The 12943-nt window shown below is 40.9% G+C and carries 10 protein-coding genes and 1 other annotated feature (1 of these 11 cut by a window edge); of the genes, 7 read left to right on the top strand and 3 right to left on the bottom strand.

What is annotated here, in order from left to right; all coding sequences use genetic code 11:
- Positions 1 to 203, top strand: a binding site (T-box leader) (it extends 10 nt beyond the left edge of the window).
- A gap of 92 nt (positions 204 to 295) precedes the next feature.
- From FFR60_RS11825 to FFR60_RS11805, 5 genes are all read left to right on the top strand, one after another.
- Complete coding sequence (locus FFR60_RS11825; protein WP_137664299.1) at positions 296 to 2935, top strand: valine--tRNA ligase; 2640 nt, start codon at positions 296 to 298, stop codon at positions 2933 to 2935.
- Between the two features lie 168 nt (positions 2936 to 3103).
- Complete coding sequence (locus FFR60_RS11820; RefSeq protein ID WP_171004922.1) at positions 3104 to 4432, top strand: bifunctional folylpolyglutamate synthase/dihydrofolate synthase; 1329 nt, start codon at positions 3104 to 3106, stop codon at positions 4430 to 4432.
- The gene (locus FFR60_RS11815; RefSeq protein WP_137664297.1) at positions 4419 to 5078 is read left to right on the top strand and encodes an HAD family hydrolase; all 660 of its coding nucleotides are present in this window, start codon (positions 4419 to 4421) and stop codon (positions 5076 to 5078) included. Before FFR60_RS11820 ends, FFR60_RS11815 begins: the two co-directional genes overlap by 14 nt.
- 48 nt (positions 5079 to 5126) lie before the next feature.
- Positions 5127 to 5816, top strand: a complete 690-nt coding sequence (gene radC, locus FFR60_RS11810) for a RadC family protein (protein ID WP_088931751.1) — start codon at positions 5127 to 5129, stop codon at positions 5814 to 5816.
- 151 nt (positions 5817 to 5967) lie between these two features.
- A complete protein-coding gene (locus FFR60_RS11805; protein ID WP_010781607.1) occupies positions 5968 to 6168 on the top strand; it encodes a cold-shock protein in 201 nt (66 codons plus the stop codon).
- Positions 6169 to 6258: 90 nt separating this feature from the next.
- On the opposite strand, the gene FFR60_RS11800 is transcribed toward FFR60_RS11805, so the two are convergent.
- The 3 genes from FFR60_RS11800 to FFR60_RS11790 form a co-directional block, all read right to left on the bottom strand.
- Positions 6259 to 6762 (bottom strand): TetR/AcrR family transcriptional regulator, encoded by a 504-nt coding sequence (locus FFR60_RS11800; protein WP_088931752.1) that lies wholly within the window; start codon positions 6760 to 6762, stop codon positions 6259 to 6261.
- A gap of 427 nt (positions 6763 to 7189) precedes the next feature.
- The gene (rnjA, locus tag FFR60_RS11795) at positions 7190 to 8866 is read right to left on the bottom strand and encodes a ribonuclease J1 (protein ID WP_088931753.1); all 1677 of its coding nucleotides are present in this window, start codon (positions 8864 to 8866) and stop codon (positions 7190 to 7192) included.
- Position 8867: 1 nt separating this feature from the next.
- On the bottom strand, positions 8868 to 9080 hold the full coding sequence (locus tag FFR60_RS11790) for a DNA-directed RNA polymerase subunit epsilon (RefSeq protein WP_088931754.1): 213 nt from the start codon (positions 9078 to 9080) through the stop codon (positions 8868 to 8870).
- 360 nt (positions 9081 to 9440) lie between these two features.
- Here FFR60_RS11790 and FFR60_RS11785 point away from each other — a divergent pair, with 360 nt between their 5' ends.
- Together FFR60_RS11785 and FFR60_RS11780 are read left to right on the top strand one after the other, a co-directional pair.
- Complete coding sequence (locus tag FFR60_RS11785; protein WP_137664296.1) at positions 9441 to 11171, top strand: ABC transporter ATP-binding protein; 1731 nt, start codon at positions 9441 to 9443, stop codon at positions 11169 to 11171.
- Positions 11168 to 12928, top strand: a complete 1761-nt coding sequence (locus FFR60_RS11780) for an ABC transporter ATP-binding protein (protein WP_088931756.1) — start codon at positions 11168 to 11170, stop codon at positions 12926 to 12928. Before FFR60_RS11785 ends, FFR60_RS11780 begins: the two co-directional genes overlap by 4 nt.
- Positions 12929 to 12943 lie beyond the last annotated feature (15 nt).

The raw sequence follows: 12943 nt of genomic DNA, 5'->3' as shown, positions 1-12943 counted from the left end.
TGAACAAGAGGAGTACGTGAGAAGCGAAGTTTAAGAGAGAAGATGCATGGCTGAGACATCTTTACTTTGGCTCATGGAAGGTAGCTTGGGAGTTTGCGATCTGAAGCAAGTAAGAGCGCACGGCACATGACCGTTAGAGCATGTTTGAGCGGCAGAAGTTTTTTCTGCAATTTAGGTGGTACCGCGTAATTTACGTCCTAGAACACATTTGTGTTCTAGGACTTTTTTATTCGTTCAGAATTTCTGAACTAGGAAACATAAATTACCCACAAAACAATCATTAGGAGGAACTTATATGACTGAAAATTTACCAACAAAATTCAATCCGCAAGAAATTGAAGCGGGTCGCTACCAAAAATGGTTAGATCAGGATTTATTCAAACCATCAGAAGATAAACAAGCAAACCCCTATTCAATCGTAATCCCACCGCCAAATGTAACTGGAAAGCTGCACTTAGGACACGCTTGGGACACGACTTTACAAGACATGATCATTCGTCAAAAACGGATGCAGGGTTTTGATACGTTATGGCTGCCGGGAATGGACCATGCAGGTATCGCTACTCAAGCAAAGGTTGAAGAAAAATTAAGAGAACAAGGGATTTCTCGTTATGATCTTGGCCGCGAAAAGTTCGTCGATCAAGTTTGGGAATGGAAAGATGAATATGCCGGACATATTCGGGAACAATGGGCAAAACTAGGCTTATCACTTGATTATGGACGTGAACGTTTCACCTTGGATGACGGACTGTCTGATGCAGTTCGTAAAGTCTTTGTTTCTTTATATGAAAAGGATTTGATTTACCGCGGCGAGTACATTATCAATTGGGATCCGCAAGCTAAGACGGCTTTATCTGATATTGAAGTTATTCATAAGGATCTAGAGGGTGCTTTCTATCATGTATCTTATCCGCTTGCTGACGGCAGCGGTGTATTGGAAATCGCGACAACTCGGCCTGAAACAATGTTGGGAGATACGGCGATCGCGGTTCACCCTGAAGATGAGCGCTATCAAGACTTGATCGGTAAGAAAGCCATTTTACCGTTAGTTAATAAGGAAATTCCGATTATTGCAGATAGTTACGTGGAACGTGAATTTGGAACTGGGGCTGTGAAGATTACCCCGGCTCATGATCCTAATGACTTTGAAGTTGGTAACCGCCATGATTTGCCGCGTGTTAATGTAATGAATGCAGACGGCAGCATGAACAACCTAGCTGGTAAATATGCCGGTATGGATCGTTTCGAAGCTCGCAAAGCGATTGTTGCTGATCTTAAAGAAATCGGTCGTTTAATTAAAGTTGAAAAAATGGTTCATAGCGTGGGACATTCAGAAAGAACCGGTGTGGTTGTTGAGCCGCGGTTATCTACCCAATGGTTTGTTAAGATGGGACCGTTGGCAGATCAAGCAGTGAAAAATCAAAGCACCGACAATGCAGTAGAATTCTTCCCGCCTCGTTTTAATAATACCTTTATGACCTGGATGGAAAATGTTCATGATTGGGTAATTTCTCGTCAGTTATGGTGGGGCCACCGTATTCCGGCTTGGTATCACAAAGAAACTGGAGAAATGTATGTTGGCATGGAAGCACCAGCAGATAGTGAAAACTGGGAACAAGATCCGGACGTATTGGATACTTGGTTCAGTTCAGCATTATGGCCGTTTTCTACGATGGGCTGGCCTGATGAGGAAAGCGAAGACTACAAACGCTACTTCCCAACCAGCACATTAGTGACTGGCTACGATATCATTTTCTTCTGGGTTAGCCGGATGATCTTCCAAAGTTTAGAGTTCACTGATGAACGTCCATTTAAAAATGTTCTGATCCATGGATTAATTCGTGATGAGCAAGGACGCAAGATGAGCAAGTCGCTAGGCAACGGGATCGATCCAATGGACGTCATTGAAAAATATGGTGCCGATGCACTGCGCTGGTTCCTATCAACTGGTTCAGCACCGGGTCAAGATGTTCGTTTCAGCTATGAGAAAATGGATGCAGCTTGGAACTTCATTAATAAAATCTGGAACGCCTCTCGTTTTGTAATCATGAATGTTGAAGGCTTTACTGCAGAAGATATTGACTTTTCTGGAGAAAAAACCGTTGCGGATCGTTGGATATTGACGCGTTTGAACGAAACGATTGAAAAAGTAACGAATTTATTTGATCAATTTGAATTTGGTGAAGCGGGTCGTCAATTATACAATTTCATGTGGGATGATTTCTGTGACTGGTACATTGAAATGAGTAAAGAGATTCTTTACGGTGAAGATGAAGCAGCCAAGCAAACGACGAAGAGTATTTTAGTGTATGTCTTAGACCAAACATTACGTCTATTGCACCCAATCATGCCGTTTGTAACAGAAGAAATTTGGGCGAAGATTCCTCATACCGGCGAATCCTTAGTTGTAGCTGACTATCCAGTCGTTCATCCAGAAAACAACGATGAATCAGCGGCTAAAGGAATGGAAGTTTTGAAGGAGCTGATTCGTTCTGTTCGGAATATTCGTGCTGAAGTGAATACGCCGCTGTCAAAACCAATCACCTTGCTGATTAAAACAAGTGATCCAAAGGTGGATGAATTCTTGATCGAAAACACCAGCTACATCGAACGCTTCTGTAATCCAGAAGAATTAGTGATTGCCAGTGATATTACGGCGCCTGATTTAGCGATGTCTGCGGTATTGACTGGTGCGGAAATTTATCTTCCATTAGCCGGCTTGATCAACATCGAAGAAGAAATCAAACGTTTGGAAAAAGAATTAGCAAAATGGACTGGTGAAGTGAAACGTGTTCAAGGAAAATTAGCCAACGAACGCTTTGTAGCAAATGCACCGGAAAATGTCGTTGCTGAAGAACGTGAGAAAGAAAAAGATTATTTAGAAAAACAAGCCGCTGTTCAAGAGCGTATCGAAAGCTTGCGGACGATTTCTTAAAAAGAATAATTGATTAAATGGGTGCAGCTTTGTTAAGGCTGCACTTATTTTTTTGTTAAATGGAATGAATTATTAAAAATTTCTCTTCTTTTAAAAGAATTCATCTGCGCAGCGCAATCTTTCTTTGATAATCTTTGCTATACTAGAGGCATGCAAAAATTGATGTAAATGAGGCGAATAATTTTGACGATAGAAGAAGCGATTGCTTGGATTCATAGTCGGAAAAAATTTGGGTCGCGCCCAGGTTTAGATCGTATCCAAGCTTTATTGAATAAAGTAGAAAATCCTGAAAAAAAAGTACCTGTGATCCATATCGCCGGTACGAATGGTAAAGGGTCAACGGTTGCCTATTTACGCAGCATTTTGATGGAAGCAGGAGTAACAGTAGGCAGCTTCACATCACCTTATATTGAAGAGTTCAATGAACGGATCGCGATTGATGCGAAACCAATCCCTGACGCTGTACTGATTCAATATGTTGAGAAGTACCAACCAATCGTGGCTGAGTTGGATCAAGATCCGGCGATCAACGGTATCACGGAATTTGAAATTTTAACCGCGATCATGCTGGATTATTTTGCCGCTGAAAAGATCGATGTTGCCATCGTCGAGGTTGGCTTAGGCGGATTGCTTGATTCAACGAATGTAGTGGAACCGATTTTGACTGCGATCACTACGATTGGTTATGATCATATGGAGGTTTTAGGAGACACGTTAAATGAGATCGCACAGCAAAAGGCAGGGATCATCAAGAAAAATACACCAGTAGTCACAGGAAAAATCACGACAGGTCCCTTAATTGAGATCGTTGAAAAAGCTGTGACTGAAACGGCAAAGGTCTATCGCTATGGTGAAGAATATCAGGTAGATTATTTACGACCAGATGCTGCATGGGGGGAACTGTTCAGTTTTACTGATCGCGCAGGGAAACTTTCTTCTCTTAAAGTTCCATTATTAGGACGGCATCAAGTCGAAAACGCTGGAGTTGCCATTGAGCTCTTTCATTTATATTGCGACCAGCAAGGTCTGCCATTTGAGGAAAAGACGATCCAAAAAGGTTTGGCAAAGGCGCAATGGCCCGCACGGATGGAAAAGATCAGTGAAGAGCCCTTGATCGTCATGGATGGGGCTCACAATGGTCATGCTATCAAACGTTTAGTAGAGAATGTAAAACGTGAATTTCGCGATTACAACATTAAAATTCTTTTTTCAGCATTAGAAACAAAAGACATCGATCAAATGCTGACGCTGCTTTTAGAAATTCCCAACGCCCGTATTTATTTAACGACATTTGAATATCCTAAAGCGTTGAATCTTAGCCGATTTGATAAATTGGACAGCCGCTTCGAAGTTGTTTCACTGTGGCAGTTTGGCTTAGGTGAGTTGTTAGAAGATATGGGGGACGATGATTTACTATTAATTACAGGATCACTGTACTTCGTTTCTGAAGTACGTCAATTATTATTAACCTTAGGAGGTACGAATGAAAAAAGTTAAGGGAATTATTTTCGACATGGATGGTCTGTTGTTTGATACAGAGTCGATTTATTGTGAAGCGAACTTAGTCGTGGCGGATAAATACGACATTCCTTTCACGAAGGATACCTATGCTCGTTTTATCGGTATTTCGGATGAAGAAGTATGGGCAGAATTGCACAAAATGTATGCGGACCATGGTGAAGAGACCGTGCAAAAATTTATCGATGAGAGCTGGGGAATGGCACATGACCGTTTCAAAACAGGTGAGGTTGATTTGAAGCCCGGTGTTCATGAGCTGCTGGCTTATTTAGAAGAAAAAGAAATCCCGCGGGTGTTGGCTTCAAGTAATGTCCGACCTGTCATTGAAATTTTATTGGAGCATGCAGGCATCCGAGATAAATTTTCAGATATTATTTCTGCAGAAGACGTGAAATTTGCCAAACCAGATCCAGAAATTTTTGTGATCGCTGCCGAACGCTTGGGCATGAGCGGCGCAGATTGCTTAGTGCTGGAGGATTCAAAAAATGGTATTTTAGCGGCAGAGGGTGCGGGTGTTCCGGTTGTGATGGTACCGGATATTGTACCTCCGACGGCTGAACTAAGAGAAAAGACAGAAGCAGTTTTTACATCGCTGCATGATGTGATTGAATTTTTAGAAGATTAATCAAAACTCCTTTGCGTACTTTATTGAAAGTAGGTAAAGGAGTTTTTTATGGAGAAGAGTTTATTATTACAAGAGCTGCCAGAAAGTTCTTGGCCGCGAGAACGTTTGCTGCGAGAAGGGGAAAAGCATTTATCGGATCAAGAATTATTGGCGATCATTTTGCGGAATGGTTCGCGTCAGCAAAATGTCATGGAGTTGGCGGGGAGCATTTTGCGAAAATATCCAGCGCTATACGATTTGAAACATGCCACGCTGCAGGAACTCCAACAATTTAAAGGAATTGGTGAGACTCGGGCAATCGAGCTCAAGGCGATGATGGAATTCGGTTATCGGATCAATCGAGCGTTGCAGCCTAAGATGGGGAAGGTTCAGTCCAGCTTTTCATTAGGGCAGCTTCTGATCTCTGAGTTGAAAGACTGTCAGCAGGAACATTTGGTGGCCTTCTTTTTAAATACTAAAAATGAGATCATTTTACAAAAGACGATCTTCATCGGATCACTCAATCAAAGCATTGCTCACCCAAGAGAGATATTTCGTGAAGCTGTCCGAATCAGTGCGGCACGGGTCGCTTTAGGGCATAACCATCCTTCAGGAAATCCCACCCCCTCGCAGAATGATTTGGATTTCACGGAACGAGTCAAGGAGTGTGGAGCGATGATGGGAATCGAGCTATTAGACCACATTATTGTCGGAGAAACCAAATATTTCAGTTTACGTGAAGAAAATTACTTAAAGTAGCGATTGAAAACCCTTGCGCCTAGGCTAAAACCAGTGTTAAACTATTATTGTAATTTTGTTTGAGTTGCGAGTTGGTACACATATGTTTCCCTTTTCGTAAGCCAGCAATGTTACAATCAATAAGTGCTTAGGCACGAGGAGGATTTTATTCATGGAAAACGGAACAGTAAAATGGTTTAACGCAGAAAAAGGTTTTGGCTTCATCACTCGTGAAGATGGCAGCGATGTATTCGTACATTTCTCAGCTATCCAAGGCGACGGCTTCAAAACATTAGAAGAAGGACAAGCAGTAACTTTCGATGTTGAAGAAAGCGATCGCGGACCTCAAGCAGCTAACGTTAACAAGCAATAAAACCACAAAGCCTTAGAGAAATTTCTCTAAGGCTTTTTTTCTGCTAAAAAAGGTTTATGGAAATCCTACAACTCTGATTCACTAAAGAGTTTAGCTTTCAAAAGAGAATTGAAAGAGCCGATCTTCTTCTAAATCATCAGTATGATTGGCATCATTGATGGCCAACGCGGCCTTACCAATACAATACTGCCAGAAAAAATCAAAAAAGACGGGATTACACTTTTCAGGCTGAATTGTACTAAAAACATCACTTGTTACTTGTTTGACTAGTTGGATCGTTTCAGAATCCTGTAAGAAAAAGCGGTGAAACTCATCTGGATAATCTGTTGCGTAATTTGTGATAGCTGTTGATAGGGCTTGCAATGATTTTGGTTCTTGATCTTCTATGAAATCTTGGTATTTAACTATGATGCGATTGGTTAAAACCGATTTCAACTCAGCTAAATTGGCAAATTCACGATAGATCGGTTGAGTCGAGCAGGCAATATGTTTTGCGATATTGCGAGCATGAAATTTTTTAAACCCTTCATTGATGATTAATTGGTAGGCGCCATCAATGATATGGCTCCGTTGCACGCGTTGTGTTCTTACCATAGTTTATCTTCCTTTATTCTAAATTCAAGAAACTTTAAAATAACTAGTGTTAGTTATTTATTCTTTCTAGCTAACTTTCATTGTGCAAATAATCCAATTGTTTGTCAATTGATTTTGTTGTATTTTCATGAAAATAATATTCTTTTTTGCATAAAAAGGGCTGTTTAAAGAAATGAAGAAGTAGTTGTTCATTTTGATAATAAAATAAAAAAATATCTATCTGATTTATCAGATAGATGCTTTTGTTAACATTAAAGGAAGTATAAATTTTTCACATGAATAAATCGCTTTGTAGCGGGTATATCCATGTCTGGCTTCACGAACTAGCTTTATCGGCAATAAGCAAAAATATTTCGAAATTTGAGAAGCAATTTAGAAATATTTTGGTCTTATTGCTCAAAAGCTGAGCGAGTTCGCGAAGCCTTTCTTAGTTATCAGGTGTCATGATCATCGGTAAGATCATCGGATGACGTTCTGTTTGATCAAATAGGAATGGCTGCAAAGCTGCGACCATTGCATTTTTTAGTTTTGTTTCGGTACATCCCGCTTCATTCAAAGCTTCGCGTAATGCATGGAATAAAATTCGTTGGCCTTCATTGATCATTTCACCAGATTCTCTCATGTAAACAAATCCACGAGATAAAATATCTGGACCAGCTAGAATTTCTTTCTTTTCGATATCTACGGTAGCAACCGCTAAAACTAATCCTTCTTCAGAAAGAATTCGGCGATCACGTAACACGACATTACCAATATCGCCGATACCGCTGCCGTCAACGTACACATCACTGGCATTGAAGTGACCTGCGCGGCGAGCGCTGTCTGCTGTTAATGCTAGCATGTCGCCGTTTTCCATAATGAAACAATTTTCTTCTGGAACACCAGTGTCCTGAGCTAAGCCCGTATGGATTTTCAACATGCGGAATTCACCATGGATCGGAACAAAATACTTTGGTTTCATTAAACGCAACATCAATTTTTGTTCTTGCTGACTGCCGTGACCGGAAGTATGAATGTTGTTCACTTTACCATGAATAACTTCAGCACCAGCTTCGGAAAGCAAGTTGATCAAATGATTGACACTCGTCGTATTGCCAGGAATCGGTGAACTTGAAAAAATCACGGTATCATCTGGTTGAATTTGTATCTGACGGTGTGTCCCATTAGCGATTCGAGAAAGAGCCGCCATTGGTTCACCTTGAGACCCCGTACATAGGATCATTAATTCATTGGCAGGTAAATGATTGATTTCATGGGCGTCAACGAATGTGCCATCGGGAACGGTAATGTAACCCAATTTTTGCCCATTAACAATCGCATTTTCCATACTACGTCCGAAGACCGCTATTTTACGTCCAGTTGCGACAGCGGCATTAGCAGCTTGTTGCAGACGTGAAATATTGGAAGCGAAGGTAGCGAAGATGATCCGGCCTTCGATTTTTTCCATGATCCGTAAGATCGATTGCCCAATTGTCTGTTCGGATTTAGTAAAAGTAGGGACTTCTGCATTGGTACTATCAGAAAGCAGACACAAGACGCCTTCTTCGCCAAGCTTAGCCATACGATGTAGGTTGGCCGGCTGACCTACCGGAGTAAAGTCAAATTTGAAGTCGCCGGTTTCCACAATGTTGCCAGAAGGCGTTTTAACTACGACACCTAATGGATCGGGAATACTGTGAGTGGTACGGAAAAAACTGACTGACGTTTTTCGGAAACGAATCACGGAATCTTCTTCGATTTCATGTAATTCGGCGTCACGTAATAATCCGTGCTCATCTAATTTATTTTTGATCAAAGCCAAAGCTAATGCGCCCGCATAGATTGGAATATTAGCCTGCTTCAATAGATAAGGCACACCACCGATATGGTCCTCGTGACCATGTGTGATAACGAGTGCTTTTACCTTATTAATATTTTGGACTACATAACTAAAATCGGGAATGACATAATCAATTCCTAATAGGTCATCTTCTGGAAACTTTATTCCAGCATCAATGATGATAATCTCATCTTGGAATTGAACCCCATACATATTTTTTCCGATTTCGCCCAATCCACCAATGGCAAAGACACCAGTCTCATTGTTTTTTAGCGAAAGTTTCATGCTAGAACTCCGTTAACTTGAAGTCGGCATTTTCTTTTTCGTATTCTAAATGATTGCCTTCTAAAAGTTGAATGTATTCCACGTTATATGGGGTGTTCTCGCGTAATAAATTGTGTACTACTTCTTCATTTTCTGCTTCCAAATAGAGTGATTGTGTCTGCTCACGTTTTGGGTTGCGGTCTTTGGTTTCTTGATAATAAACTTTGTAAATCATGAATCTATCTCCTTTATTTGCTTAATAGCAATTTTTTCCACGACAAAATGAGGGGCGATTGCCACCTATTTTTTTATGCTCGACATCTTAGCTCCTGCTAAAACATTGAGAAGAAGCCTCGTCTTTGCTTCTTGCTTGAAAAAACAATTTCACCGTTCATTGGGTTGTTCTTACAACAATTACTTGTAGTTTATCACAGAATAAATAAGAAGTATAGAAACTAGGAAGTGAAATGAGGATTACTTAGAAATTTTCAGAAAGTCCAAAAAACAAAAATAAAAAAGCAAATTACTGAGCAGACAGAAGTCTTTTATTTATGCTATATTGGAGTCATTACGGTATAGAAAGAGGCGAGAAAAAATGAAGTTGATGTTGCGGTATACCTTGCGCTACAAAAAGCTATTATTGTTTGATTTCATCAGTGTTTTCGGATTTATCTTGATTGAGTTGGGGTTGCCGACGATTTTGGCTATGATGATCGATAAGGGAATTGGGAATAACGATTTTAATTATGTACAGAAGATGGGTATCATAATGATTGCGATTACGGTCGTTGGGATAGTCATGAGCATTTCATTACGATACTTCAGTTCTCAGATTACCTCTAGAATGGTTGCAGCTATTCGTGATGATCTTTTTGAAAAAGTTCAAACCTTCTCCCATTCAGAGTATGAGCAAATTGGTGTACCATCTTTAATTACTAGAGCGACAAATGATGCCTATCAGATTATGTTGTTCATGCAAAATATTTTAACTACCGGGTTTATGACTCCAATGATGTTTGGAATGAGTTTGTATTTGATCATGCGGACGAGTCCCGGTTTAGGAATTTATGTGCTGTTATCACTGCCGATTTTATTATTAGCAGTTATCTTAATAGCGAAATATTCTGAACCGTTATCGACCAAGCAGCAAAAGAACTTGGACAATATTAACGGAATCTTACGGGAAAACCTTTCAGGCCTGCGAGTAATCCGTGCTTTCGTCAATGAAAAATTCGAAGAAATGCGTTTCCGGCTAGTTAACGATGCCTATACAAATAGCTCAAAAAGCTTATTTCATTTGATGGCAGTGGCCCAGCCGGGATTTTTCTTCCTATTTAATATAGTAATGGTTCTAATTATTTGGAATGGGACGGTTCAGATTAGTGATGGCTCTTTAGCAGTTGGAACATTGATTGCCTTCATTGAATACATCTTCCATGCATTGTTCTCGTTTATGCTCTTTGCGACGGTCTTCATGATGTATCCGCGAGCGAATGTTTCGGCTCAACGGATTCAAGAAGTTTTTGATATGGACCCGATCATTAAAGACAATCCTGAAAAAGTAATAGAGCCGACTGAAAAAAGTACCCTAGAATTTCGTGATGTAACCTTTGCTTATCCAGGACACTCGGAAAGTCCTGTAATTCGCAATGTTAGCTTTACAGCCAAACCCGGTGAGACAGTCGCTTTTATCGGAAGCACGGGTTCTGGAAAATCAACCTTGATTCAATTGATCCCGCGTTTCTATGATGTGACAGAGGGACAAGTCTTAGTTGACGGGCGAGATGTACGCGAGTATCGTCTGAAAGACCTGCGAGAAAAAATCGGCTATATTCCGCAAAAGGCGCAATTATTTACCGGAACAATTGAAGATAATCTGCGTTACGGGAAAAAAGACGCGACTCAAGAAGAGATGGAGCAGGCAGCAGAAATTGCTCAAGCTGCGGAATTTATTTCGCAAAAACCAGATGGATATCAAGAAGAATTGTCAGAAGGCGGCAGTAACTTTTCGGGTGGACAAAAACAACGACTAGCGATTGCCCGTGCGGTGATCCGTCGACCAGAAATCTATATCTTTGACGACAGCTTCTCCGCGTTGGATTATCAGACGGATGCCAAGCTGCGTGCTCGTCTGAAAAAGGAAACGACCGAATCCGCCGTTTTAATTGTGGCACAACGTGTTGGAACAATTATGCACGCGGATAAAATCGTTGTCCTAAATGAGGGAGACGTCGTTGGCATCGGAACACACCGCGAGTTGCTGGAAAACTGTCCAATTTACTATGACATTGCCGCATCACAGTTATCGAAGGAGGAATTGGCATGAGAAAATACACTTCTTCTTTAAAACGTTTGATGCATTATATCAATCCTTATAAAAAAACTTTTATTTTGGTCTTAATCCTAGCCATCGGAACACTGGTTTTAGGAACATGGATGCCTTACTTAACAGGGTTACCTACGACAGAGGTCAGTAAAAATATTGCTCAAGGCGATTCAATTAACTTTGATTATGTCTTTAAGTGGCTAGTCGTGATCGTGATTGTGGGTATAGCTTATAGCGGTACACAGTTAGGAACAGGCTGGCTGATGGCAAATGTCGTTCAATCAGCGATGCGTGATCTGCGAGAAGACATCGAAGCGAAAATCAATCGCTTGCCAGTCTCTTATTTTGATCGTAATCAACAAGGGAATATTTTATCACGCGTAACAAATGATGTAGATGCAGTTAGTAATGCGATGCAGCAGGCGATTATTAAGTCAATCAATGCTGTTTTGGGTATTTTACTGGCGGTTGCGATGATGTTTTACATCAATCCTATGATGGCGATCATTTCCATGATCATGATTCCATTGTCCATTGTCATCTCTAGAAAGATCGTTCAGATCTCACAAAAAGATTTCCAAGGAATGCAAAATTCACTTGGTGAGCTGAACGGTTTTGTACAAGAAAACATGACCGGCTTCAGTGTTTTAAAATTATACGGACGCGAGCAAGAAACTTTGGCCGGCTTCAGCGAGGTTAATCATAAATTACGTCGTTTTGGTTTTCGAGCGGCATTTGTTTCCAGTTTGATGCAGCCGCTGGTCCAACTGACAGCTTATGCAACCTACATTGCAATGGCGATTCTAGGAAGCTGGAACGTAATTCATGGTGTGATCTTAGTCGGACAATTACAAGCCTTCATCCAATATATTTGGCAAGTCAGCCAACCAATGGGTGAAATCACACAACTGTCTTCGATGATTCAAAGTGCTTCGGCTTCAGCCAAACGGGTTTTTGAAATTCTGGATGAACCAGAAGAAGAACTAAATGAACAGGACTTGTCGCTGTCAGAGCCAGTGCAAGGAAATGTAGTGTTCGATCATGTAAAATTCAGTTATGATCCAAAGAAACCGCTGATTGAAGATTTAAGTTTTGAAGTTAAAGCCGGCGAAACGGTCGCGATCGTTGGGCCGACTGGAGCCGGAAAGACGACCTTAATCAATTTGTTAATGCGTTTTTATGACATTAATAGCGGGAAAATTTTAATTGATGGTGTGAATACACAAGAAATGAATCGTTCTGACGTTCGTTCATTATTTGGAATGGTTTTACAGGATGCATGGTTGTATGAGGGAACGATCGGCGATAACATCCGGTTCGGTCGTTTAGAAGCAACTGATTATGAAGTTGTCGATGCAGCGAAGACCGCGAATGTTGATCATTTCATTCGAACAATGCCAGGCGGCTATGAGATGGAAATCAATTCTGAGGGAAATAACGTTTCTCTCGGACAGAAACAGCTGCTGACGATCGCACGAGCGATCATCTCCGACCCTAAAATCCTAATTTTGGATGAGGCGACCAGTTCCGTGGATACACGTTTAGAAGGATTGATTCAAAAAGCGATGGACCGTGTGATGGAAGGACGGACAAGCTTCGTAATTGCCCACCGACTATCGACCATTCGTGATGCAGACCATATCCTAGTGATGCGGGATGGACAAATTATTGAACATGGTACACATAATGAGTTGCTAGCGCAAGGCGGTTTCTATGAACAGCTTTACAATAGTCAATTTATGGAAGAAGCAGAATAGATTTTTATGGACAGC

It is taken from the genome of Enterococcus hulanensis (assembly GCF_005405485.1).
Classification (GTDB): domain Bacteria; phylum Bacillota; class Bacilli; order Lactobacillales; family Enterococcaceae; genus Enterococcus_A; species Enterococcus_A hulanensis.
This window is presented reverse-complemented; position numbering and strand designations above follow the sequence as displayed.